The sequence below is a fragment of the Hyphomonas sp. UBA3601 genome (genome assembly GCF_002375605.1).
In the GTDB taxonomy this organism is placed as follows: Bacteria; Pseudomonadota; Alphaproteobacteria; order Caulobacterales; family Hyphomonadaceae; genus Hyphomonas.
In genome coordinates, this window is record NZ_DFME01000017.1 from 30,304 (window position 1) to 54,019 (window position 23,716).

Consider the following 23,716-nt stretch of genomic DNA (forward strand, 5'->3'; position numbering starts at 1 on the left):
AACCAATCGGGATTAGCTTAAGATTGATAATGACTCACGTATAAATCGCAGTAATTACTACACGATCCGGATTTAGCTCGCATACCACCGGTATGTTATATTTCGCCGTAAAGCTGATTATCCGGTCGTTATGAAGGACAGAAGCAGGACAAAACCAAGCAGGATTGCGGTCCAGATCGCCATGCCGCTGGCAAGACCTCCACGGGCCAATTCGCCCCTTGGACTGAATGTATCCTCGATCCGCTCATAGGCCCGGCCGGTCAGCTTGAAGAAGATGGCGGACATGGCCGGCCCCACCTTTTGCCAAACCGTACCGGTCCATGTCGCCATGCCATAGCCTGCCTTGCGGTAGAGCCAGTCGCTGTCGAGCACGACGCCCGGCTTTTCCGGTGGGTACCAGCCAAGGCGCTTCAGCATCACGAAGGCAAAGATGGCCAGCACGAGCAATTGCATCTGGGTCAATATATGATCCAGCGTGAACGGATGATATGCCATCGCCTCTTCGCGATACGGCAGCAGATTGTAGAGCCACTCATAGCCGAAGCCCGGAACAATCGCTGGCACACCCACAGCAATACAGATGAAGGAGGCGAGCCCCATGGCGAGCAGCATATTGAAGGGCGCTTCTTTCACGCGCTTGCCGCTGTCATGGCCGAAGAAGGCGAAATATGGAATCTTGATGCCCGAATGCTCCAGCACACCGGCCGACGCGAACAAAAGCATCAGCCACACGATTGTGTAGCCTTCCTTGCCCACCGCGCTCATGGTCAGCGACTTGGCCGCAAAGCCCGAGAAGAGCGGAAAAGCCGAGATCGACATTGCACCAATGATACAGAAGATCGTCGTCCACGGCATGGACTTGTAGAGCCCGCCCAGTTCAGACGCCTTGGTCGTGCCGGTGCGATAGAGCACCGCGCCCATGCTCATGAACAGCAGGCCCTTGTAGATAATGTGGCAGAAGGCATGCGCCGATGCGCCGTTAAGCGCGAGCGCATTGCCGACCCCTGCGGTGCCGAGGCCGATGGCACAGATCATGAAGCCGACCTGGTTGTTCAGCGAATAGGCCAACACCTTGCGCAGGTCGTTTTCGATAACGGCGAAGAAGACCGGGAACACGGTCATCACGGCGCCGATCCAGATCAACGCGTCATGGCCAGGGAACATCCGCGCGAAAGCGTAGACGGCCAGCTTTGTCGTAAAGGCCGACAGGACAACCGCGCCGACCACCGTGGCCTTCGGATAGGAATCCTGCAGCCAGTTGTGCAGGAAGGGAAAGGCTGCCTTGATGCCCAGCGCAATGAAGACGAGCAGTGCGCCCGGTTCATTCAGGCTGGTAAAGGCCGAGATCGAAAGGTCGCCGCGCGACTGGTACACATAGCCAATGCCAGCCAGCAGCAGGACGCCGGACAGAATCTGGACGCCCAGATACCGCATGGAGGCGAAATAAGCAGCGCGCGTCCCTGCCCTCAGAATCAGGAAGACCGATGTAATGGCCGTCAGTTCCCAGAACACGAACAGGGTCATCATGTCGCCCGAGAAGGTCGCCGCGACGGCGGCCCCTGCATAGGCAATCGACATACCGTCCTGCAGACGGTCGTCTGTGTGCCACGCATAGATCGCGTTCAACAGCGCCGCGAGCAGGAATGCGAGGCCGAAAATGTAGCTGAGATTGTCGACCCGATAGAGAATCATCTCGATACCCAGCGCGTGGCCGGTCAACAGATTCACGTTCCGATCCGCGACCGAAATCAACAGGATGGCAATGATGGGCGCGGCAATGGTCAGTCCCTGACGCACGCGGCGAACAGGCAAGAAAAGGGCGCCAAGGCCGACAGCAATCAGGAGCCAGCCGGGATTCAGCATGGAGAGCAAACCAGTCATCAGTGCTCGTCTCCTTCGTCAGGATAGGTCGGGGCAGCGTCAGGCACGGCCGGTATATCCGGGTCGATATCCGACGGCGGACCGCCCGGATCACCATAATAGGTTTCACTGCGACGCAGCAGTCGGCCCAGCGGCCAGCCCAACAGCACAACGAAAGCAAAAGCGGCAAAGCCCCACAGCGCATAGAATCCGGTCGCTTCGGCCATGTGGACGTATTCGTGCCGATCAACGGCCAGATCGATGACAATCAGGAAGGCCGAGAGCAGGCCGATGCCCCAGAAGATCGCCGTTCCAGCGACTTTTGCCTCGGTCCATCCGAACAGGATCTTGGCCACAGGATGCACCCCATCTTCTGACGGCGTGTGCAGACGGTGCGCCTTCTCTGCGGCGCGCTTCACGAAGCGTCCGCTGGTATCGCGGGTATCATTCGGCGTTTCGTCGCTCATGGCTGACCTCCAGCGAAGGCAGGGGATGACGGGGCTTCAAACGCAGGCGACAGGAAGTCCGCCAACGGCCCGACAAGGAAGAACAAGACCACACAAAGGCCCGCCGTCACGACCGGTGCTGCCACAGTGAAGAATGGCGCGCCGTCCGGTCGCTTGAACGGTTTCGGCTCTGGCGTGCCCGGCGTTGGCATCAGCGCCAGGATCGGGATCGGCAGCAGATACGCAATGTTCAATAGCGACGAAATGATCAGGACATAGGGTACAAAGCCTGTGCCCCGGTTGATCGCGCCCTGCATCAGCTCATATTTCGCCCACGCCCCCGCCATCGGCGGGATGCCGATAATCGACAGGGTCGCAATGAAGAAAGCGATGAAGACAATCGGCATCTTCCGGCCAAGGCCCCTCATGTCGGATATGTTCGTCAGCCCGGTGGCGACATAAATGGCACCAGCGCACATGAACAATGTCATCTTGCCAACTGCATGCGCGGCGATCTGCAACGCTCCACCCATGAATCCGGCCTGCGTGGCCAGCATTGCCCCCAGCGTGATGTAGGACAGCTGCGCAATTGTCGAATAGGCCAGACGAGCCTTGAGATTGTCTTTCGTCATCGCGACGAGCGACGCGACGATGATGGTGAAGCACGCTACCCAGAGCACGAATTCGCGGCCCGGCGTCGCGTTCAGCAAATCCTCACCGAAAATGTAGATCGACACTTTCATCACGGTGAAGACGCCCGCCTTCACAACCGCAACGGCGTGCAACAGGGCGGAAACCGGCGTTGGTGCGACCATCGCATTGGGCAGCCAGAAATGGAACGGCATCAATGCCGCCTTGCCGATGCCGAAAGCAAACAGGATGAGCAAGGCGCTGGCCACGGCCGGATCGAGATTGCGTCCGGCAAGCAGGCCACCCTGAACAAAATCCAGGTTCTGGCCAGCCAGGGCCCAGGTCCACATGACCGCCATCAGGAACAGGCCGATGGATGTGCCTAACAGGGTCAGCAAATAGATGCGCCCGCCGCGCTTGGCCGCCGCATCGCCTTTGTGCGCCACCAGTGGATAGGTCGACAGGGTCAGCACTTCATAAAACACAAACAGCGTGAACAGGTTCGCCGACATGGCGACGCCCATCGCGCCGAATATGGCGATGGCGAAACAGATGTAGAAGCGCGTCTGATTGCGTTCGCGGTTTCCACGCATATAGCCGATGGAATAGAACGAGTTGACGATCCACAGGCCGCTGGCGACCAGTGCGAACAAAGCACCCAGCGGCTCCAGCTTGAAAGCGAAATCGAGGCCCGGCGCAGCCTGCCCCACATAGAGTTCAGGCACCTCGCCGCCTGCCACCTTCATGGCAAGCGCGATGACCACACCGAACAGCGCGGTCGCGCCGACCAGTGTAACGCCTTCACGGACGTTCGAGAACGCTCCCGTCACGGCAATGCCGATCGCAATCAGCAATGGCAGGCACAGGGCGGCCCAGATCAACAGCTCAGAGTTCATCAGAAGGCCTCCAGTCCGAACGCGGCCGCAGCGGCGTCACGCGCCAGTCCGAGCGGCAGTTCGGTCGTGATACCGAAATAGATGTTTGCAAGGGCCAGTATCCAAAGCGGCACAAGCAACAGGATCGGCGCTTCCTTGCGCGATTTGCGCGGATTGATCGGCGGCCGGAAGAAGATCGCCTCCAGAATGCGGCCCATATAGATCACCGCCAGGAAACTGGAGAACACGACAAAAACGACGCCCCACCACATGCCTTGGTCGAACAGGGCGTAGCCGAGCTGGAGCTTTGACTGGAAGCCTGCGGTCAGCGGCACACCGATCAATGACAGCCCCGCGATCGCGAAGCCGGTCATTGTCCAGGGCGCTGTGCGTCCCAAGCCGGCGAAATCGCGAATGGTCGTGCCCTGGAATGTCAGGACTACGCCAGCGACTGCCATGAAGAGTGCACCCTTGATCATCGCATGGTTCAGCAAGTGGAACAGGCCCGCACTGACGCCTGCAACTGTGCCAATGGACACGCCGAGGATCATGTAACCGACTTGCGCAACAGAGGAGTAAGCCAGCGTCCGGCGCACATCGGTCTGGAAGACTGCCTGGAAGCTGCAGGTTATCATCGCGGCGAGGCCCAGCGGCATCAGCAAGTAGGTGAAAGTCGCCTGCTCGAATGCGAATTCCGGACGGAACACGGTGAACAAGAACCGGATCAGCGCATAGAGCGCAACCTTCGTCGCCGTAGCCGACAGGAACATGGTCACGAAGCTTGGTGAGTAGGCATAGGCGTTTGGCAGCCATTGATGCAGCGGCCAGACCGCTGCTTTCAGGCCGAGCCCGACAATGATGAACGCAAAGCCCGCCTCAACACTGCGATTGCCCGCCAGCGAAGGCAGCATTTCGGCAATTTGAGCGATGTTCAGCGTACCCGTGGCGGAATAGAGGAAGCCCACACCAATAATGTAGAAGCTGGCGCCGAGCGTACCCATGATGAGGTAGTTGAACGCGGCCGGAAGAGCGCGGCGATCCCGGCCCGCCCCCAGCGCGACCAGCACATAGGTGGAAATCGACGAAATTTCGAGGAAGACGAAGAGGTTGAACGCATCTCCCGTGATCGCAACGCCGCTGAGGCCCGCAAAGCAGACGAGAAAGGCGGAGTAGAACAGCGGGTGCTTGCGCTCAGGGATCTCTGCCTTGACCGTCGGCCATGAAAAGATCGTGGACAGCACACCAATGGCAGCCACCAGCAACAGGATCATGGAATTGAGCGCATCAACCCGAAGCGTGATACCGATGGGCATGGGCCAGTTGCCAACGTCATAGCCGACGACGCCAACCGGAGAAGCCTGCACCTGTCCCACCAGGATCAGAGCGCAGAACAGCGAAAACACTGTGGCCGCAATACTGATCAGCCAGGACAGCCGACCACTTGGCAGGATCGCCAGCAGAGGCGCCAGGAACAACGGCACCATGATCAACAGTGCGGGTGCGTGAAGCAACGCCCAGCGGGGCGCGGTATCCAGAAGCAGGTCGATCATGCCAGTGCCTCTTTTTCAGCTGCTTCCTGTTCGGCTTCCTGAGCGATGGCGGTCTGCATGTCGATCTCGCGCACTTCATCTGCCTCGATTGTGCCATAGGCTTCGCGAATGCGGACGATCAGGGCGAGCCCGACCGACAGGGTCGCGACGCCCACCACAATCGCGGTCAGCATCAGGACGTGCGGCAAGGGGTTGGAATAGGTATGCACCAGATCGGCCACGCGGTCGCCACCAGCAGACGCCGTGAGTACGGCATCGACCGCTGCGTGAGGAACTTCTTCGCCATGACCGCCGCCATGACCCCCAGATGTGTCAGGATCCATCAGGATCGGGGCGGTGCCACCGGCCACAATGCCAAGGGTCACGTAAAACAGGCAGATAGATGTCTGGAACAGGGACAGACCCACCAGCCGCTTGATCAGATTTCCGGACGCAAACGTGATGTACAGGCCGATCATCATCAGCCCGATGACCGCCCAATAGTTTGCGCGCTCTAGAATGAATAGCAGCATCGGCCTACCAGTCCTCGTCGCGGATTTCGGCCACGCGGCCAGCGAAAGCGTAAAAGATGGTCAGCATCGCACCGGACACACCAAACAGAACGCCCAGTTCAATCAGGATAATCCCGACATGCTGGCCATGATGGCCACCCGGCTCCTCGCCGAAAAGCGCTTGATATTCAAGATATTGCCCACCCTGAAGCAGCGCCCAAAAACCAACGCCGGCATATAGCAGCACACCAACCGCCGCGACTGAGCGGGTGAAGGCGGGCGGCACGGCCCGCATGGCCGACGGCACCCCAAAGACAAGCGCGTAGAGAATGATCGCCACGGCCAGGATCACGCCGGCCTGAAAGCCGCCGCCGGGTCCGAAATCACCGTGGAACTGAACGTACAAACCGAACAGAACGATGACCGGAATCAACGTTTTGGTGATCACCCGCAAGATGACGTGATGGTCGCTCTTCATGAGTCCGTCTCCTCATCTTCTGCCTCAGGTGTCTTGCTGGCCTTGGGCAGGGTCTTGTCTTCATTGCGGATTGTCTCCGCCAGCGAGCGCTCGCCGAAGCCGAGCAGGAGCGCAACAGCAATACCAGCCACAAACACAACCGTCGTCTCGCCCAGCGTATCAAACCCGCGATAGCTGCCGAGGACCGGGGTCACGACATTCTCGATGCCGGTGTCATACCAGGCCACCCGCAGATAGGTGAGGCCGACGCCGGTATTGGCGGGTGAGTTCGGATCGCCCACGGCTGGCAAATCGACCGTCGCATAGATCAGCATGATGCCGGTGGCGACGCAGACGAGCAAAGGCCCGAGCTGGCGCAGGGATTTCTCCGGCTTCGCGGTGCGTGATGTGAGCAGCATGGCACCCAGCAGGACCGCGGTGGACATGCCCGCGCCGACGGCTGCCTCAGTGAAGCCGACATCCACCGCATCCACGGCGACATACCAAGCCGCCGAGACCAGCGAATAGATGCCCGACAGCATCACGATGGCGAACAGGCTGCGCAAGCGCGCAATGGCGATCGCCACGACAAACAGGAGGCCGAGCAGGACGATGTTGACCAGCGCCAAGCCGATATCTGGTTCACTCATGGCCATCAGGAATCCTGCCCTTCCTTGTCATGTGTATCGACCGGCCCGATCAGGGGCTGAAGGCCGGCTGTATGCGCCGCATTTGCGGCAGCATGCGACGATGCCGGGCTGGTCAGATAGATGAAGATGAAGATCGCACCCAGTTTGCTGACGACCATCCAGTCGGGCGCCATCATGGCCATGCCGAGCAAAAGTAGCGTCGCGCCAGACGTGTCGGTGATACTGGCCGCATGAAGGCGGGTGTAGAAATCCGGAAAACGCAGCACGCCCACGGTGCCGATCAGGCAAAGCAGCCCGCCTGCCAGGCATAGCGCGGCGCCAAGCGGAAACCGGATGACTTCCCACCCTGCTGCGAGCGTTGCGAGGAAATCAGCCATTGCCACCTCCCTGTCCGCGACGCACCAGTGGAACCTGGAATGACCGGTAGCGGAAGAATTTCAGGATCGCGATCGTCGAAACGAAATTGATCAGTGCGTAGAGAATGGCGATGTCGAGGAATTGTGGGCGCCCCATTACGAAGCCAAGCAGGCCGAGCGCCAGCACGGTCTTGGTGCCGAATGAGTTCACGGCCAGCACGCGATCATACAGCGTAGGACCGGCAATGGCGCGAATCAACAAGAGGAGCATGCCGAACAGAACGGCGATGAGGGCAGCAGCGGTCATGCGGGGCCTCCCTTGCCATCGGCAGCGCGGCGAGACCGGCGGTCCATCTCGGCGAACGCTTCGGGCTGGGCTTCCTGTTCGTAGAGGGCATGCACCAGCATCTTGTCACCTTCAATCTCAACGGTGACGGTGCCCGGGGTCAGCGTGATCGAATTTGCGAAGGTGACTTTTGCGAGATCAGATTCACAGGCGGTCTTAACCTTCACCAGGGCCGGAGCTATGTCCATTTCGGCTTTCAGACAGGCCTTGACCACGGTCCAGTTCGCTTTCGCGATTTCTTTCATCAGCCAGGGGAAGTAGAGCGCAAACCCGACAATGCGCACATACGGCGAGCCTTCACGATCAATGATGTCGAGTCGGTATGCCAGGATCAGGCAGACAGCCACTGACACAGCGCCCAGCGACAGCAATAAAGGTGTGTAATGGCCGGACATGCCCAGCCAGAAGCCGACCAGTGCAACCAGCAACCCCAGAAAGTACGCCACACGCGCCCCTTTCATAGATGACCCAATACAATGAACGCCCTGACCTAAAGGCCTGCGCGCGTCTTGGAAAGTGCTTTTCGGATGGTTTTGTGTCGCTACCTGCCAAAAACGAGTCGCGCGGTACGTTGCGGCGAGGAAAAGCTGGCTTCCTCATTGGCCGGCACATCGTCGATGGCGGACGATAGAGCGTTCGGAGAGAAAGCCGAAGACAGCGACCAGTTCCAGTAGCGCAGCGTGGTCTGCGCCTTGGCGACGGTCATGATTTCATAGATCTCGGCCACGCGGGCAAAATCGGGATCGATCTCTCCCGTTCCGGTTTCCAGGTCACGTTTCAAGCCCGCCCACAGGACGGGGAGAAAGTCGCGCTTGACCCCGGTGCCCTTGCACAGCACCGCGATCCCCTCTCCACCCTTGTCCGTCAGAATCTTTGCCGCCGTCACTGGCTTGAGGCCCGCGAGGTAACCGATTTCCTGCGCGAGTTCGGAATCCAGTCCCTCCAGCGCGGATGCGTTGATCGCGTCCTCGAGACTGTCATAGGGACTCTTGTCGATCGCCGCGCGATTGCGCTGGCGCCGTTCGATCAGCTGAATTGCCTTGCGCGTAACCGGATCGGCCCAATTCTCTTCTGCGGCAAGTTCAAACACGTCGCGGCAGGTGTCGATTACTTCCAGGCGATCGGCGGCATGGCGTTGAAGAATTTTCCTGCGGGTCGTGCTGTCGCTCCACCAGAACATGGCCATGGCTTGAGACGGTTTGGTTTCCAGTCGCTCAACCAGAAGCGCGCAGAGTGATTCGTCCCCGCGCGACCGGGCAACCAGCTTGTCGATCGCCTGTTCGGGCATGATCGCGCCATTATTGGCCAGCATCACCTTCACGACGGGAATTTCGGCGAACTCCGCCAGATATTCACAGACCGAATCGGGCACAAGCTTGCGCTCGGCAATGACTTTTCGGTGTTCCTGGGTCCCGGACATGCAGATTTCCCGCAAGTCGCAGGCATCGAAGCCCTCATTTTCCTCAAGCACATGCTGCGCAACGCGGAATGAGCACTGGCCGAGATAGCGCAAGACACGTTTCGGAGCTTCGCGGTGGTTCGACAGGCGACGGGCGCACATTTCCCGATCGGTTTCTTCGGCGTGAAACAACACTTCCAACAGGATATCGCCCACCATATGGCGGTCCTGATGGGCCAATCGGGACGCTGGCATGGCAACAAGGTCCAGCAATCGCCGGAACAATGCGTTCCGCGCGCGACCGATCGGTGGCATCTGCAGCGGTTCCAAGGGATCTTCCATACGTGTGGCCGTTTTCGCAATGACGAAAACTGTTGCAGCAAACGGTTAACGGTCTGTGGAGATGGTGCTGAGCGCTAGTTCCGCTCTTGAGAACCGGGGTGCACAACCATCAGCAACAGGCTGGATACCAACATGACGATCGCGAGCATGAACAACATGCCGCCATCGGTGGCTGTGTTCTGCGGATCCAGTGACACTGGCACTTCCCGGCCCAACCAAGGCGACAGATGCATCGCAACTGCCCCGCCGAGCACGCCCGCAGACATGAACGCCCCGAACCGGCGCGTCATCGGCAAGATCAGGAACAGCGCCGCCACCAGTTCCAGCAGGCCTACGACAACACGGCCGGCCGGTTCATAAAGGCTGATGCCTGATTTCGCCGCAATGGTCTGGAATACGATGTTCTCGCCCGGCGGGTCGAAGAACTTCACCATACCTTCTGGCGGATTGGGCAGCGGGTGAATGGTCGCCTGAACGAACATCGCGATCAGGAACAGGGCCAGGGCCCAACTCACAATATGCCGGAACAGACGCATTCTACATACCTTTTACCGGTGGGCCATTAGCGTGAAGCTAACCATACCGCAGCGCTGTGGCAACTGAACTATGCGCGAAGTTCCCGTGACACCAACTCCATCCAGCCTTGCCGCGCGCTGTTTGTGAAATCATGTCCTGCTCTCCTTGGTGCCAGCAAGGATCAGCACTTGTGCGTATGGCGTCCCACCCGTTTCTTGCGCATCGGTCATGGACATCAGTCTTCATGTGTCGCAAGGCCGGGGGCTTTCCTTCTCGGGGCCGTCTTCATACAGTCCCGCCAATTGCTCCGGAGCGCGCATGCCAGACAAGATGGACGACTTCATCGACGAGATGGCCGAAGACGCGGCCGAGGACATCACGTCCCCCGTCAGCGGCGTCAGCGAAGCGATTGGGGCTGGTGCCTCCCTGCTGGCAACGGCAAACCATTGGCGCGCCCGCCAGCTACGCCGTGGCGTGAAAATCGAACTGCCCGCCTATCTGATGGTCCAACTCAGCTGGTTCATGGCCTTTGGCCTCCAGATGGTCCTGTTCCCCTATCTGATCACGGGCAAGGAACACCTGCACATGGATGGCCTGGCCCTTGGCCTCGCCAATATGGCGCTGTCGGCGCCGTCAGTCATCTTCCTGCTGATCGGCGGCGTGGTGGCCGAGCGCGCAGATGGCAAACGTCTGCTCATTATTCTGCACCTGCTGGCCGCTACACCTGCCTTGTTCCTCGCATTGGCTGTTGCGCGTGGCGAACTCTCCTATCCCGCAATGATCATCTACGGCCTGACCATCGGCACCGTCGGCGCCTTCATGATGCCCGCGCGCGATTCCATCGTGAATGAGGTCGTGGAGCGGCGCATGCGGGTCGGCTCCGGGGTCACGCTCCAACTCGGCGTTACCCTGGCGACAATGGCGCAATTCCTCGCACAGATCGGCGGACTCATCGTGGGCGGCTATGCTGACAAGCGTACACTGATGCCCGACTGGCTCGGCGGGTTTGGCATCGGCCCGATTCCGGCAGAACAGCTGCTCGCCATTCAAGGCATCATCCTGGCGCTTGGCGCAGGCTTCGCCCTCTGGCTGGGCCGGGGCCGCCAGATCGCGACCAGCGGCAAGGGCATCAAATCCGCTCTGGGCGATATCGCCGAGGGCTTCCATGCCGTGCGCTCAGACGGAAAGCTGTGGGCGATGACTGCGCTGATGTTCGGCGTCGGGATCTTCGTGATCGGTGCCTTCCTGGTCGTGCTGCCGATCGTGAACCGCGACGTCTACGGCTTCGGCTCGGATGGCATCCGGGACATGTTCGTCACTTTCTGGATGGGCGCGTTTGTTTCGTCCGTCGTGCTATCGATCTTCAAGCGCATCAAGCGTCAGGGCCGCCTGTTGCTGATCGCGCAATTCCTCGCCTCAGTCAGCATCCTCGCCATGATGTGGCAGGTGCCGCACTATGTCTTCCTCGGCATCGTCTTCATCTGGGGACTCGCCGCCGGCATCTCCATCGCGATGAGCCGCTCGATCGTGCAAGACGCCGCGCCAAAGGAAAAGCTCGCCCGCGTCCTGTCTATCTATCAGCTCGGCTTCATGGCCGGTGCGCCGTTCGGTGCCGCCATCATGGGCGCACTGGTCGACCTGTTCGGCCCCCAGAAGATCGCTATCGTCCCGGCAGGCGGCATGATCGCGCTGATCATCTGGATGGTCTTTTTCACGCCCGTCTGGAACATGAAGGGCTCCGCCTGGCTGGAGCATCAGGAGCGAAGCTGACGGCTTTGTGTAGATGACACGGGGGCCAAACGCTTCTATCGAAACCTTCATGACTTCCCGCCCGCGCGCCACTATTCACCTGTCGAACATTGCCGCCAATTGGCAGGCCATTGACCGGTTGAATCCGACCGCCACCACGGCCGCCGTGGTCAAGGCAGATGGCTATGGGCTTGGCGCGGCTAAAGTGTCCCAGACGCTGGCCACGGCAGGCTGCAGCACATTCTTTGTCGCCCATCTCGAAGAAGGCACGGCCCTGCGCAAAGCGCTGGGCTTTGGTCCGCGCATCTTTGTCTTGAACGGACCGACCGGCAGCCATCTTCGAACCTATCGCGAGGCAGACCTGACGCCGGTCTTGTCCAGCGAGGAACAGGTCGAACTCTGGGCCCGCACGCCGCGCGGGGCCTGCGCGCTGCATTTTGATACCGGCATGAACCGGCTCGGCCTTGCCTCCAGTGTGCTGACGCATCGGCGCGACGAGCTACACAAGCTGCAACCTGTCCTGGTGATGAGCCATCTGGCCTGCGGCGACACGCCGGACCATGCTCTCAATCGGGTCCAGCTTGACCGGTTCACAGAGATCGTATCCGCCTTCCCCGACACGCCTGCCAGTCTGGCCAATTCCGCCGGGTGTTATCTGGGGCCGAACTACGCTTTTGACCTGACCCGTCCGGGCATCGCGCTCTATGGCGGCTCGACCCCGCCCGACACGGTAGGTCTGCAGCCTGTCGTGACGCTCGACGCGCGCATTCTCAGTGTCTTTCATGCCAAGGCGGGCGAAACCGTGGGCTATGGGGCAACCCATACGCTGGATGGCAACACAGCGCTGGCCACGGTTGCGCTGGGCTATGCCGACGGCATTCCGCGATCCGGCAGCGACACGCTGATTGCCTATCTTGATGGCACGCCTTGCCCCGTGCTCGGTCGCATTTCCATGGACCTCATCACAATTGATGTCTCAAAAGCACAGGGCATCGCTAAATCCGGGGCGCGCGTTGAATTCCTCGGCGCGCATGCCAAACTTGAAGATCAAGCGGCCCGCGCTGGCACGCTTGGGTATGAATTACTTACAGGACTCAGCAATCGTGTCGAACGTGTCTACCCGTAAGCGCGGGGTTCCCAATCCCCTTCAATGGATCGGCGCTGCCGTGCTTGGCTTCTTCACGGAGATTGGCCGACTGACGGTATTTTCTGCTCGCGTGAAATTCGCCGCGTTCACGCCGCGCTGGTATGTCGGCCAGATCTGGCGGCAGATCATCAATATTGGCTTCTACTCCCTGCCTGTAGTGGGGCTGTCAGCGGTCTTCATCGGGGCGGCACTGGCGCTCAACATCTATGAGGGCGGAAGCCGATACGGCGCGGAGCAATTCGTGCCAAACATTGTTGTGCTTGGTATCACGCGGGAGCTGGGCGTCACGATCACCGGCCTGATGCTGGCCGGACGGGTTTCCGCTGGCATCTCCGCCGAAATCGGTGCCATGCGGGTGACCGAACAGATCGACGCGCTGGAGACGCTTTCTGCGTCACCCTATCGTTATCTATACGCGCCGCGCTTCCTTGCCGCGATCGTGTCATTGCCCCTTCTGGTATTGGTGGCTGACACGATTGGCGTGATGGGGGGCTGGCTGGTCAGCGTCTATGGCCTTGATTTCGACTCCACGACCTATCTGCGCAACACGCTGGAATTCATGACGACTGAAGACGTGCTTGTCGGCGTCATCAAGGCGGTCGTGTTCGGCGCGGTAATTGCCATCATGGGCTGTTACCAGGGTGATCGCTCCGAAGCCGGCGCGACCGGCGTCGGCCGGGCGGCCACGCTCTCCATGGTTGGCGCGGCCGTTTTGGTCCTCGCCGCCAACTACCTCCTGTCCACCTTGTTCGTGGAGATTGGCCTGTGAGCACGCCCATCCTGAAACTTGAAAACGTCAAGAAGTCCTTCGGCTCCAAGGAAGTGCTCAAGGGCGTCGACCTGGAAGTGCAGAAGGGCGAGAGCCTCGTCGTGCTGGGCGGCTCGGGCTCGGGCAAGTCGGTGATGCTGAAAAATGCGCTCGGCCTGATGACGCCGACCGACGGCACGATCTGGTTTGATGGGCAGGACGTGACCAACGCAACCGGCAGGACGCGCGAGAAGATGCGCGCCCGCATCGGCATGCTGTTCCAATCTGGCGCGCTGTTCGACTCGCTGACAGTCTGGGAGAATGTCGGCTTCCGCCTGCTGCAGGTCGACAAGTTGCGGCGCAAGGACGCGCGCGAACTCGCCATCGAGACGCTGAAAAAGGTTCGTCTTGGCTCAGACGTTGCCGACCTCTACCCGGCTGAGATTTCCGGCGGCATGCAGAAGCGCGTCTCGCTCGCCCGCTCGATCATCTCCAAGCCGGACCTGATCTTCTTCGATGAGCCCACCACCGGCCTCGACCCGATCACCGCCGATGCGATCAACGACCTCATCCTCGAACAGGTGCGCGGCCTCGGCGCAGCCGCCGTCTCGATCACGCATGACATGGCCTCGGCGCGCAAGATCGCGGATAACATCGCCATGCTCTATGAGGGCAAGATCATATGGCACGGCCCGGCTGACATCATCGACAATAGCGGCAGCGAATATGTCGACCAGTTCGTCCACGGACGCGCCGAAGGCCCGATCCAGCCGGCGATTTAGATTCTTTTCTGCCACTTGACCCCAGACTGATCTTCAGGCGCAGTCTCCGCCGGGAACACGGGGAGACGCGCCATGATGGATTTCATCAAATATATTTCGGTGGCCTTCACGGCGCTATCGCTCGCCTTTACGGGCTGGCTGCAATACGAGAAATTTCGCCTCGACGGGGAATGGCACATCGACACCTGCACCGAAGAGGCCGACTTCACACGTTATGAGGGTTTGCACCTGGCTTGGCGGGTTTTCCTGTCAGATGATCCGCTATCGGCTCCGGTGGTGGGCGATGGCGAGAAGATCCAGGAAGCCTTCAAACCGATCCCTGCCACCGCGCGCTTCCCGGTCCGTCTGGTCGGCACGAAAGAGATCAACTCGGTCACTTTGACGGGTCGGTTTGAAGGCTCCCGCCGTGCGTCTACCGGGCGGTTCGAATTTGCGCCCAGCCTCTCCAAACGTCTCTTCTCGGGCTACATCCCATTCTACCAGCGCAATGTCGACGTGTTGGATGGACGCTTTGCCTTCACCGCGGGCAACGCCCGGGGACCGGCCCGCGCCGTGCGTCTGACAGACGGGAAAATGCCGGAAGGGCTTGCCGCTTTCACCTGTGGCGACAGCGCGGCGACCGAGACGTCTCCTCCCGAAACGGACACCCATGATGCGTCTCCCCCGGCACAGCTCTGAGACGCGACGCCTAGAGTCGTCCAGCCTTCCGAAGTATCTCAAGGGCTGGCTCAAGCTGGGGCTGATAGCGTTTCCAACGGTCCACAGATGATCGATACATGGGCTGGCGCACCTGGGCGACGCTGGCGGTGGCCACGGGCGCGGTGTTTTCCTGAAAGTCCAGACATGCCTGCTCGAAGTCGAGACCGCAAAATTCCAGAAGCCGCCGGGTTTCCGCCTCCGGTTCCTCCACCAGGGTCTCATAGTCAACCAGAGTGAACCGCGAGGACGGGAGCGCGCCCGTGTAAGTCTCAACAAGACCATGAAAGCGCGCCACATAATCCGCCAGGTCTTCAAGACTGTGCGCGCAACGATAGTGCAATGCCGACAGGGCGAACAGCTGGCGATAGATGCTCAACACACTATCGGCAGGCTGTCGCCGCAAACAGATCACGCGCGCATTCGGCAAGGCGGCAAGTATGGCCGGAACAAGTAAGGCATTGATCGGCATCTTGTCGGTGAAGCGCTGCGCGCCGTTCAATATTCCCTGCACACTTTCGATATAGTTTTGTCCGACCGCCAACAGGTCGGTTCCGGCCGCCCCCTTGATCGTACCAGCGTCCAGCATGTCCGCGCTGTCATTGCCGACTGCGCGCTTCAGGAAAGCTCCGAACTCCGGGCGTTCTCCCGCAGACACGATGCCGGAGTGGCTGGAAATGATACGGTCGACAAGTGTGGTGCCGGTACGCGGCAGGCCGACAATGAAAATCGGGCCGCCAGTTTGAACCTCACTGTTCACGCCGAGCGTATGGCACAGCGCTTCGGCGGCTTCGAAACTGGCCTGATTCTGCATTCGCTGACTGGGAATATTCTGACGCACCAGGGCCTTGCCCTTGTCCAGCCAGTCCATGGCTGCTGCCGGGTCGGCCAGGTCCTCATGCACTTTTGCAATGGCATGGGCGAGTTGAAGCCCGCCTTCAATGTCTCGCGGGTGCCGCTGCAGCCAAGCGGCCTCAAGCTCCGCGACTGCGTTCTGCTCTGGGCTGTGTTTCGTGATCAGCGCGAGATAGGCGCGCGCCGGAATGTACTGAGGCGCAAATTGGAGGCAGGTTCGGTACGCTTTCCTTGCCCCCTCAAAATCACCAATGAATTGCAGGGACGAACCAAGATTGAAGAAGACGATCGGATCATTCGAAGAGGCGGTCGCGGCCTGCCTGTGAAAGGCGACCGCTTCCTCATGCCGATCCAGGGCGCTCAACGTGGCGCCGATAGATGCCAGCGTGAAACCGTCCGATGGCTGTAGTTTTATGGCGGCTTCAATATGTATGAGCGCCTGCTTCGGCAAAGTCAGCTTGGCGTAGCATCGCGCGGCCTGAACGTGCGCTCCCGGCTCGGGATGGCCTTTCTCAAGCGCGCGTTCGAACAGCTTCAGGGCGCGCTCGAACTGGTTGTGTTCATAATTGATGATACCAAGCACAAAAAAAGCATCGGCGCAGTCCGGGTCCTGCTCCAGCGCGTTCCGGCAATAAGCATGGGCCTCCCGGTAACGCTTCTCTCCCAGCAATTGCCGCGCAGGCTGCAGCGGCGCGAACGGTCGGCCTGAACTGCGGCCGTCGTTTCCGGGATTTTGATTATCAGTCGACATGCGGCCGATGTTTGCCGCCCCCGGCGTGCGAACACAAGAGACTGCGAACCTGACCGTCTGCAGCAATGCAACCGGCATCCCGCGCCCTCACTTTTGCAGCCCGGACCGAAAGCGAACCCTTTCCCCTGCCCGCAAACCCTCATATCTCTCTGACCATGGCCAAGACCGCAACGACTGCCTTTGTGTGCCAATCCTGTGGCGAAGTTCATTCCAAGTGGAGTGGCAAATGCGCGGGCTGTGGCGAATGGAATACGCTGGTCGAGGAGACGGTCGGCGGCACGCCGGGCGGTCTCGCTGCGCCCAAGGCCGGCACGAAGCGCTCCAGCAAGACAGAATTCGTCGCTCTGAACACCGAGACCGAAACGCCTGCCCGCATCGTCATGGGTGTGGAAGAACTGGACCGCGTCTTCGGCGGCGGCATCGTGCCATCATCCGCCACCTTGATTGGCGGCGATCCCGGTATCGGCAAATCGACCCTGCTGCTGCAGGTCGCCGCGCGACTCGCCCGCAATGGCGTGAAAACGGTCTATGTATCTGGCGAGGAAGCTGCCGCGCAAATCCAGGAGCGCGCCAAGCGACTGAAGGTTGCCGAAAGCCCGGTCGACCTCGCCACCGAAACCGACCTTCGAAAGATCCTTTCGGCGCTGAAAACGGCCAAACCTGATTTCGTGGTGATCGATTCCATCCAGACCATGTGGTCTGACAGTCTTGAGGCCGCGCCCGGCTCAGTCAGCCAGGTCCGGGCCTGCTCGCAGGAACTGACTCGCTGGGCCAAGAAATCCGGCGCCGCGCTGGTGCTCGTCGGGCACGTCACCAAGGAGGGCAATATTGCCGGTCCGCGCGTGGTCGAGCACATGGTCGATGCCGTCTTCTATTTCGAGGGTGAGCGCGGACACCAGTTTCGCATCCTGCGCGCCGTGAAGAATCGCTTCGGCCCGACTGACGAGATCGGCATCTTCGAAATGCACCAATACGGCCTCGCCCCGGCCAAGGAACCGTCTGCCCTGTTCCTGTCAGCCGATGGCGATGGCGAAGGCGGGGCAGCGGTCTATGCGGCGATGGAAGGCTCACGTCCTGTGCTCGCCGAAGTGCAGGCATTGGTGGCCAAAAGCGCCTATGGCACGCCCCGGCGCAGCGTCGTCGGCTGGGATGGCGGGCGTCTTGCCATGCTGCTCGCCGTGCTGGAAGCGCGCTGCGGGATCAGCCTGTCGGGCATGGATGTCTATCTCTCGGTCGCAGGCGGCTATCGCATTGGCGAGCCAGCCGGAGACCTTGGCGCGGCGGCGGCGCTGCTGACCTCCCTTGCCGACACGCCTGTGCCCGAGCGGACCGTGTTCTTCGGCGAAGTGGCCCTGTCGGGCGCAGTGCGCCCGGTGGCCCGCATGGAGCAACGTCTCAAGGAAGCCGTCCGGCTTGGCTTCACCCATGCCTATGTGCCCGAAGGCAGTCCGACTTCAGTGGATGGCTTGACGATCACCCCAATTAAACGGCTTATCGATCTCGCCCACCTTCTCGCTCCGGACGCCCAAAATGCTTGAGTCCATTACAGCTTTCGACGCTATCGCGGTTGCAGTCATTGTGATCTCCGCGATCATGGCATTTGCCAGAGGCTTCCTGCGCGAGATCGCGACACTCGGATCATTCATCGCCGCCCTGGCCGCCGCCTTCTATGCCCGCCGCTTCTTTGCAGACGGCGTGCGCACGCTGGTGCCGGAAGGCGTCGACCCGTTGCTGGGCGATCTTGCCCTGGTCGTTGTCGCATTCATCATTGTTTATGTTCTGGTCGCATGGTTTGGCCAGCGCCTGTCCAAGAACATCCAGGGCGCCGACGGCATTGGCATGTTCGACCATTTCGCCGGTCTGTTTTTTGGCATTGCGCGCGGTGCCATCGCCCTCGTTTTCTTTGCCGTGCTCCTCAATCTGGCGCTTGATGAGAGCCGGATCCCGGACTTCATCCGGAATTCGATGACGTACCCACCACTCGCCGAGATGGCGAACTATGTGAACGACAATGCGTCGAAAGTCGGAAAAGATGTGCAAGCCGCCCTTCCCTCAGAGGGCAAAACAGGGCAATAGGCCCTTGTCGCAATACCGTCACTCAGGAGGTGCGTCTCAAATGGTCCTTTTCGATCATGATGACGACAAGCCCCGCGAGGAATGTGGCGTCTTCGGTGTCTTTGGAAATCATGAAGCCAGCCTGCTGACAGCGCTTGGCTTGCATGCGCTCCAGCATCGCGGGCAGGAAGCCTGCGGAATGATTACCTTTGACGGCAAGCGATTCCCCTCGGAACGTCATTTGGGCATGGTAGGAGAGCATTTCGGGGGAGACCTCCGAACGCGCCTGCCGGGTCATGCTGCCATCGGCCATAACCGATACTCTACACAGGGCCGCACCATATTGCGGAACGTGCAGCCAATCTTCGCCGACCTCGCCGGGGGCGGGTTCGCCGTGGCGCACAATGGTAACCTCACCAATTCCCGCAAGCTGCGCCATGACCTCGTCAAGGACGGCGCCATCTTCCAGTCTACCATGGACACGGAAGTCATCCTTCACCTCGTCGCGCGCAGCACGGGCAAAGATTTCCTCGCGCGCCTGGTGGACGCACTTCAGAGAATCGAAGGCGGCTACGCATTGGTCGGCCTGACCGGCAAGAAACTGGTCGGCGCGCGTGACCCGGTTGGACTGCGCCCATTGATCCTTGGAAAATTGGGCGACGCGTATGTGCTGGCGTCTGAAACTTGCGCGCTGGACATTATCGGCGCCGAGTTCGTGCGCGAAGTCGAGAATGGCGAAATCGTCATCATCAGCGACAAGGGCGTCGAATCCTATCGCTTCGCTCCGCAGCGCCCGACCAGTCCCTGTGTGTTCGAATACGTCTATTTCGCCCGTCCGGACAGCATCGTTCAGGGCCGTTCGATTTATGAAGTACGCCGCCGCATGGGACACCAGCTGGCCGCCGAAACACCCGCCGATGCGGATGTCATCGTGCCGGTGCCGGATTCGGGCGTGCCCGCTGCACTCGGATTTTCCGAAGCGTCCGGCATCCCGTTCCAGATGGGTATCATCCGGAACCACTATGTCGGCCGAACCTTCATCCAGCCGACCCAGACAGGACGTCAGAGCGCGGTCTCCAAGAAGCACAGCCCCAATCGCGCCGTCCTGGAAGGCAAACGTGTCATTCTCGTCGACGATTCCATCGTGCGCGGCAACACGTCGAAAAAGATCGTCCAGATGGTGCGTGATGCCGGCGCCAAGGAAATTCATTTCCGTTCGGCCAGCCCACCCATCCTGAACCCGGACTTCTACGGCATCGACATGGCGGCCAAATCCGAACTGTTCGCGGCGATCCATACGCACGAGGAAATGGTCAGTGAACTGAACGTCGACTCGCTCGGTTTCCTGTCGGTACCGGGCCTCTATACCGCCATTGGAGAGCCGCAGCGCAATCCGATGCAACCACAATTCTCCGACCATTGCTTCACGGGTGACTATCCAACGCCGCTGGTCGATAATGAACATGCAGAATCCGACAAAGAGCGTCAGCTCTCCCTGCTGGACGACGCTTGATCGCCTTTCCTGAGCCGCGCCATGACAGATACCCCTTCCGCTTCCCCGAGGCTCGTCCTTGTTACCGGCGCCTCGCGTGGCATTGGCCGCGCCGCCGCGCTGGAGCTTGCCCGTCAAGGCAACATCGTCATTGCGGTTGCCCGCTCCAAGGCCGCGCTGCAGAAGCTTGACGACGAGATCCGCGCGTTTGGCAGCGAAGCTGTTCTTGTGCCGATGGATTTGAAAGACACCAAGGGCATCGAGACGCTCGGCAAGGTGATCGGCGAACGCTTTGGTCGTCTGGATGGTCTCGTTGCCAATGCCGGCATTCTTGGCACGCTTGGCCCGGTCGAGACGTGTGGTCCCCGCAGCTTTGAAGAGACGATTGCGGTGAACCTCACCTCCAACTTCCACCTGATCCGCACCCTTTCGCCCTGGATGCATCAGTCCGATACGCCCCGCGCCGTCTTTGTGACGTCCAGCGTTGCCCGAAAGCCGCGTGCATTTTGGGGCCCCTACCAGGCCGCCAAGGCAGGGATGGAAGCACTCGTCATCGGTTGGGCCGACGAGAATGAGAACATGAAACTGCGCGCCAATATTTTCGATCCGGGTGGCACACGCACCGGTATGCGCGCCGAAGCCATGCCCGGCGAAGATCCGATGACTCTTCCGACCCCGGAAGAGGTTGCCGCCGAACTGGTCAAGCTGGTCAGCCCGAGCGAGACACGCACCGGCCAATTGGTCACCTATCGCGAACTGGCCGGATCGAAGGGATAAGGCAGAATGGCGAAGGATGACCTCTTCCTCCTTCAGCCCCCCTTTGAAGACCCGGCCTATCCGGACGAGATTTTCTATTGCTGGCATTGCATGTTGATGGAAGGTCTGATTGCCGCCTTCCCATGCTTGGCCGAACAGATCGATATTCACCGCATCGCCTGGCCGCGCCCACGCGCGGACCTGGTCAGTCGTCTCGGGCCTGAGAACCAGTCCCTCCCCGTGCTGATCCTGTCGGATGCAGGCGAAGGATGCCAAGGCGTCAAGCAGCATGCTGGCGTGCATTTCATCGACGACAAGGATGCAATTCTGAACGCGCTGACCCTTCGCCACGGTATTCCCACGCCGCATCCTTGAAGCAGCAAACCAAGTCCGGCAGAAGGATGGCCATGTCCACGCATCTATCTCCCGCCTCTCTGCGCCCCCGATCCGCCACACTGGACGACTTGCCCGCCTTGAAAGAATGCGAACAGGGAATCATCGCCGCCGAGCGGCCCTACGACCATACGCTGAAGCCGGATCCGATCAGCTATTATGATCTTGGCGAACGCGTCCGGTCCGAGGATGCAGAAGTCGCCGTGATTGAGCTGGACGGTGCCATCATTGCGACGGGCTATGCAGAAAAGCGGGCGTCAAAACCCTACATTGCCTCTGACAATCACGCCTTTCTGGGATTCATGTTCGTGCACCCTGATCATCGCGGCAAGGGACTGAACCGTATCCTGACGGACTATTTGCTCGACTGGGCCCGCATGCGCGACCTCACCGAGATACGGCTGACCGTCTATAGCGGCAATGATCCCGCCATCCGTGCGTACGAGAAGGCAGGTTTCAATCCCTACATAACCGAGATGCGACTCAATCTGGACGAATGACTCTATTCCGGCGGCGTGGTGAGAGCAAAGCTCTCGCGCGCCGACATATCTTCAAACCAGGCCAGCAGGTTCGGATGCGGGCCACGCCAGTCGAGGTCGGGCAAGCGAAAGTCGAGATAGCCAAGCGCGCAGGCATAGGCGATCCGCCCAAGGTCGAATGCTTCCCGGTCTGACGCAACATCTTCGGCGATCTGATCCACGCCGCGATGAATTGCTGCCGTCCACCGATCCTGCCAGTAGGCGGAGCGCTCGGTTTCAGGACGTCGCGATTCCATGACGAGACTGAGCGCAGCATCCAGAATGCCATCACCAAGCGCCTGGGCCGTCAGCACCGCCCAGCGAGAGGCGCCTTCGCGCGCCAGCAAGGGCTCTCCCGCCGCCTGATGATCGAGATACTCGCAGATCACCGGACTATCGAACAGGTGAGCGCCGTCATCCAGCTCAAGCGCGGGGACCTTGCTCAGGGGATTCCCAATTTTCGACGCAGCATTCTCCGCCATGGGATCAGCGCGCACCAATTCCACCGCCTCCTGCAACCCATGCTCAATGATCAGCACCCGCACCTTGCGGGCATAAGGAGACGTCGCGGAATAGTAGAGCTTCATCACATGCACCTTCAGGTCTTGAAATGCTTCGACAATTTCAGGCCCTGCCCCTGATAGTTGGAGCCCTTGCCGCCATAGAGACCCTTGGGCTTGGAGGCCATGCTTTCATAGACCAGCTTGGCGACGGGCTGGCCATGTTCGAGGATAAAGGGCACGTCCCGCGACCGCACTTCCAGCACAGCGCGGCTACCGCCACTATTCGTGCCGAAGCCCGGATCAAAGAAGCCCGCATAGTGCGCGCGGAATTCGCCCAACTCCGGCGCAATGGGCGCCATTTCGGCGGCCTCCATCGCGCCCACTTTCACCGCTTCACGGCTGACCAGAATATAGAACTCCTCCGGGTTCAGAACAATTCGACCATCGCGCGGCCAGATCGGCTCCCAGAACTGGCTCGCTTCATGCGCGCCAATGCCGCGCAGGTCGACAATGCCCGAATGATGCTTGGCACGATAGCCAACTGGCTGGTCGCCCGTGGACTCGAGATCAATCGAGACCACTTTTTCCTTCAGCGTCTCAGGCTTCTTGCGCTTGAACCGTATCTGCGCGAGCCGGTCACCAGGGCGCACCATGATCGGGAAAGTGCGCGGGCTGACTTCCAGGTAGAGCGGGCCGGAATAGCCCGTTGGCACTTCATCAAAGGCGCGGGAGCGATTGGTGACGAGCCGCGTAAACACGTCAATCCGGCCGGTCGAGCTTTTCGGATTGGCCCGCGCCGCAATGCCGGCAGGCAAGCGCAGGGATTCCATCAGCGGCACAAGATAGACGCATCCCGTTTCCAGAACCGCGCCTTCCTTGGTCAAATCGATCCGGTGCATATGGATGCCCGGTTCCTGTAACATCTCGGCGACGGTGCGGTCCTTGCCCGGCAGGAAGCTGGCCCTCAGCCGATAAGCATCTTCGGCCAGGCGGAGATCAAGGCTTGCCGGCTGCACCTGCCCCTCATCCAGCGGCAGGTCCGTCCGGATCGCATCAGCGCCGAGAAGCGCTTCAATCTCATGATCAGACAATACACCAGAATCGACGGCCATCACTTGCACCCCTTACCCTCTCAGGCATAAGACCCGTTACAGGAAACACAAGGGACTATCGTGTCATGGCAGATGCACCGGGCGACGACGGAAAAAAGGGCTGGAAGCCTGCGACCAAAGCGGTGCGCGGCGGCCTTATGCGTTCCGAACATGGCGAGATTTCCGAAGCGATCTACCTGACATCCGGCTTTTCCTATGACAGCGCTGAACAGGCCATGCGCCGTATGGCGGGTGAAGAGGA

At 60.3% G+C, this 23,716-nt stretch carries 26 protein-coding genes and 1 pseudogene; 12 read left to right on the forward strand and 15 right to left on the reverse strand.

All coding sequences use genetic code 11. The features are described 5' to 3' along the window. Nucleotides 1-117 precede the first annotated feature (117 nt). The 12 genes from B4F73_RS01220 to B4F73_RS01275 all read right to left on the reverse strand — a co-directional run bounded on the left by B4F73_RS01220 (nt 118) and on the right by B4F73_RS01275 (nt 9,938). Complete coding sequence (locus tag B4F73_RS01220) at nt 118-1,881, reverse strand: Na(+)/H(+) antiporter subunit D (RefSeq protein ID WP_206991080.1); 1,764 nt, start codon at nt 1,879-1,881, stop codon at nt 118-120. Beyond that, nucleotides 1,881-2,327, reverse strand: a complete 447-nt coding sequence (locus tag B4F73_RS01225; protein ID WP_290482329.1) for a hypothetical protein — start codon at nt 2,325-2,327, stop codon at nt 1,881-1,883. Before B4F73_RS01225 ends, B4F73_RS01220 begins: the two co-directional genes overlap by 1 nt. Beyond that, a complete protein-coding gene (locus B4F73_RS01230; protein ID WP_290482330.1) occupies nt 2,324-3,832 on the reverse strand; it encodes a proton-conducting transporter membrane subunit in 1,509 nt (502 codons plus the stop codon). The genes B4F73_RS01225 and B4F73_RS01230 overlap by 4 nt, the downstream gene beginning before the upstream one ends. Next, nucleotides 3,832-5,361, reverse strand: a complete 1,530-nt coding sequence (locus B4F73_RS01235; protein ID WP_051607456.1) for a monovalent cation/H+ antiporter subunit D family protein — start codon at nt 5,359-5,361, stop codon at nt 3,832-3,834. The genes B4F73_RS01230 and B4F73_RS01235 overlap by 1 nt, the downstream gene beginning before the upstream one ends. After that, a complete protein-coding gene (locus tag B4F73_RS01240) occupies nt 5,358-5,873 on the reverse strand; it encodes a cation:proton antiporter subunit C (protein WP_034811054.1) in 516 nt (171 codons plus the stop codon). The genes B4F73_RS01235 and B4F73_RS01240 overlap by 4 nt, the downstream gene beginning before the upstream one ends. Nucleotides 5,874-5,877: 4 nt before the next feature. After that, nucleotides 5,878-6,330 carry a Na(+)/H(+) antiporter subunit B gene (locus B4F73_RS01245; RefSeq protein WP_034811052.1) on the reverse strand — a complete coding sequence of 151 codons (453 nt, stop codon included), beginning with the start codon at nt 6,328-6,330 and terminating at the stop codon, nt 5,878-5,880. Further along, on the reverse strand, nt 6,327-6,959 hold the full coding sequence (locus B4F73_RS01250; protein ID WP_290479757.1) for a DUF4040 domain-containing protein: 633 nt from the start codon (nt 6,957-6,959) through the stop codon (nt 6,327-6,329). Before B4F73_RS01250 ends, B4F73_RS01245 begins: the two co-directional genes overlap by 4 nt. A gap of 5 nt (nt 6,960-6,964) precedes the next feature. After that, the gene (gene mnhG, locus B4F73_RS01255; protein WP_206991084.1) at nt 6,965-7,336 is read right to left on the reverse strand and encodes a monovalent cation/H(+) antiporter subunit G; all 372 of its coding nucleotides are present in this window, start codon (nt 7,334-7,336) and stop codon (nt 6,965-6,967) included. Beyond that, nucleotides 7,329-7,622, reverse strand: a complete 294-nt coding sequence (locus tag B4F73_RS01260) for a monovalent cation/H+ antiporter complex subunit F (protein WP_034811049.1) — start codon at nt 7,620-7,622, stop codon at nt 7,329-7,331. Before B4F73_RS01260 ends, mnhG begins: the two co-directional genes overlap by 8 nt. Beyond that, a complete protein-coding gene (locus B4F73_RS01265; RefSeq protein ID WP_206991085.1) occupies nt 7,619-8,107 on the reverse strand; it encodes a Na+/H+ antiporter subunit E in 489 nt (162 codons plus the stop codon). The genes B4F73_RS01260 and B4F73_RS01265 overlap by 4 nt, the downstream gene beginning before the upstream one ends. Nucleotides 8,108-8,202: 95 nt before the next feature. Beyond that, the gene (locus tag B4F73_RS01270; protein ID WP_290481202.1) at nt 8,203-9,390 is read right to left on the reverse strand and encodes a DUF2336 domain-containing protein; all 1,188 of its coding nucleotides are present in this window, start codon (nt 9,388-9,390) and stop codon (nt 8,203-8,205) included. 86 nt (nt 9,391-9,476) lie between these two features. Beyond that, nucleotides 9,477-9,938: a hypothetical protein gene (locus B4F73_RS01275; protein WP_290479758.1), complete on the reverse strand. Its 462-nt coding sequence runs from the start codon at nt 9,936-9,938 to the stop codon at nt 9,477-9,479. A 298-nt stretch (nt 9,939-10,236) separates the two neighbouring features. On the opposite strand from B4F73_RS01275, the gene B4F73_RS01280 reads away from it, so the two are divergent. From B4F73_RS01280 to B4F73_RS01300, 5 genes are all read left to right on the forward strand, one after another. Then, nucleotides 10,237-11,688: an MFS transporter gene (locus tag B4F73_RS01280; protein WP_034811041.1), complete on the forward strand. Its 1,452-nt coding sequence runs from the start codon at nt 10,237-10,239 to the stop codon at nt 11,686-11,688. Between the two features lie 49 nt (nt 11,689-11,737). Further along, the gene (gene alr / locus B4F73_RS01285) at nt 11,738-12,793 is read left to right on the forward strand and encodes an alanine racemase (RefSeq protein ID WP_290479759.1); all 1,056 of its coding nucleotides are present in this window, start codon (nt 11,738-11,740) and stop codon (nt 12,791-12,793) included. Further along, nucleotides 12,771-13,583: an MlaE family ABC transporter permease gene (locus tag B4F73_RS01290; protein ID WP_290482331.1), complete on the forward strand. Its 813-nt coding sequence runs from the start codon at nt 12,771-12,773 to the stop codon at nt 13,581-13,583. The genes alr and B4F73_RS01290 overlap by 23 nt, the downstream gene beginning before the upstream one ends. Beyond that, nucleotides 13,580-14,344 carry an ABC transporter ATP-binding protein gene (locus B4F73_RS01295; RefSeq protein WP_290479761.1) on the forward strand — a complete coding sequence of 255 codons (765 nt, stop codon included), beginning with the start codon at nt 13,580-13,582 and terminating at the stop codon, nt 14,342-14,344. Before B4F73_RS01290 ends, B4F73_RS01295 begins: the two co-directional genes overlap by 4 nt. A gap of 72 nt (nt 14,345-14,416) precedes the next feature. Then, nucleotides 14,417-15,022, forward strand: coding sequence for a hypothetical protein (locus B4F73_RS01300; RefSeq protein WP_290479762.1), 606 nt, complete (start codon nt 14,417-14,419; stop codon nt 15,020-15,022). A gap of 10 nt (nt 15,023-15,032) precedes the next feature. Here the strand turns inward: B4F73_RS01300 and B4F73_RS01305 are convergent, their stop codons facing one another. Beyond that, complete coding sequence (locus tag B4F73_RS01305) at nt 15,033-16,646, reverse strand: tetratricopeptide repeat-containing sulfotransferase family protein (protein ID WP_290482332.1); 1,614 nt, start codon at nt 16,644-16,646, stop codon at nt 15,033-15,035. A gap of 155 nt (nt 16,647-16,801) precedes the next feature. On the opposite strand from B4F73_RS01305, the gene radA reads away from it, so the two are divergent. The 6 genes from radA to B4F73_RS01335 are packed head-to-tail and all read left to right on the forward strand — an operon-like array spanning nt 16,802 to nt 21,842. Beyond that, nucleotides 16,802-18,184, forward strand: coding sequence for a DNA repair protein RadA (gene radA, locus B4F73_RS01310; protein ID WP_349679528.1), 1,383 nt, complete (start codon nt 16,802-16,804; stop codon nt 18,182-18,184). Continuing rightward, a complete protein-coding gene (locus tag B4F73_RS01315) occupies nt 18,177-18,722 on the forward strand; it encodes a CvpA family protein (RefSeq protein ID WP_034811029.1) in 546 nt (181 codons plus the stop codon). The genes radA and B4F73_RS01315 overlap by 8 nt, the downstream gene beginning before the upstream one ends. 40 nt (nt 18,723-18,762) lie before the next feature. Beyond that, entirely contained in the window at nt 18,763-20,214 is a 1,452-nt protein-coding gene (gene purF / locus B4F73_RS01320; protein WP_290479765.1) for an amidophosphoribosyltransferase, read from the forward strand. Nucleotides 20,215-20,235: 21 nt separating this feature from the next. Next, nucleotides 20,236-20,970 carry an SDR family NAD(P)-dependent oxidoreductase gene (locus B4F73_RS01325; protein WP_206991092.1) on the forward strand — a complete coding sequence of 245 codons (735 nt, stop codon included), beginning with the start codon at nt 20,236-20,238 and terminating at the stop codon, nt 20,968-20,970. 6 nt (nt 20,971-20,976) lie between these two features. Then, nucleotides 20,977-21,324 carry a DUF3088 domain-containing protein gene (locus tag B4F73_RS01330; RefSeq protein WP_206991093.1) on the forward strand — a complete coding sequence of 116 codons (348 nt, stop codon included), beginning with the start codon at nt 20,977-20,979 and terminating at the stop codon, nt 21,322-21,324. A gap of 32 nt (nt 21,325-21,356) precedes the next feature. Beyond that, complete coding sequence (locus tag B4F73_RS01335) at nt 21,357-21,842, forward strand: GNAT family N-acetyltransferase (protein ID WP_206991094.1); 486 nt, start codon at nt 21,357-21,359, stop codon at nt 21,840-21,842. A 2-nt stretch (nt 21,843-21,844) separates the two neighbouring features. On the opposite strand, the gene B4F73_RS01340 is transcribed toward B4F73_RS01335, so the two are convergent. Both B4F73_RS01340 and B4F73_RS01345 read right to left on the reverse strand, forming a co-directional pair. Continuing rightward, nucleotides 21,845-22,447 carry a glutathione S-transferase N-terminal domain-containing protein gene (locus B4F73_RS01340; RefSeq protein ID WP_290482334.1) on the reverse strand — a complete coding sequence of 201 codons (603 nt, stop codon included), beginning with the start codon at nt 22,445-22,447 and terminating at the stop codon, nt 21,845-21,847. 11 nt (nt 22,448-22,458) lie between these two features. Beyond that, a complete protein-coding gene (locus B4F73_RS01345; protein WP_290482335.1) occupies nt 22,459-23,475 on the reverse strand; it encodes a 2'-deoxycytidine 5'-triphosphate deaminase in 1,017 nt (338 codons plus the stop codon). A gap of 65 nt (nt 23,476-23,540) precedes the next feature. Here B4F73_RS01345 and B4F73_RS16710 point away from each other — a divergent pair. Continuing rightward, nucleotides 23,541-23,716: pseudogene (locus B4F73_RS16710) on the forward strand (O-succinylhomoserine sulfhydrylase); the annotation flags it as partial.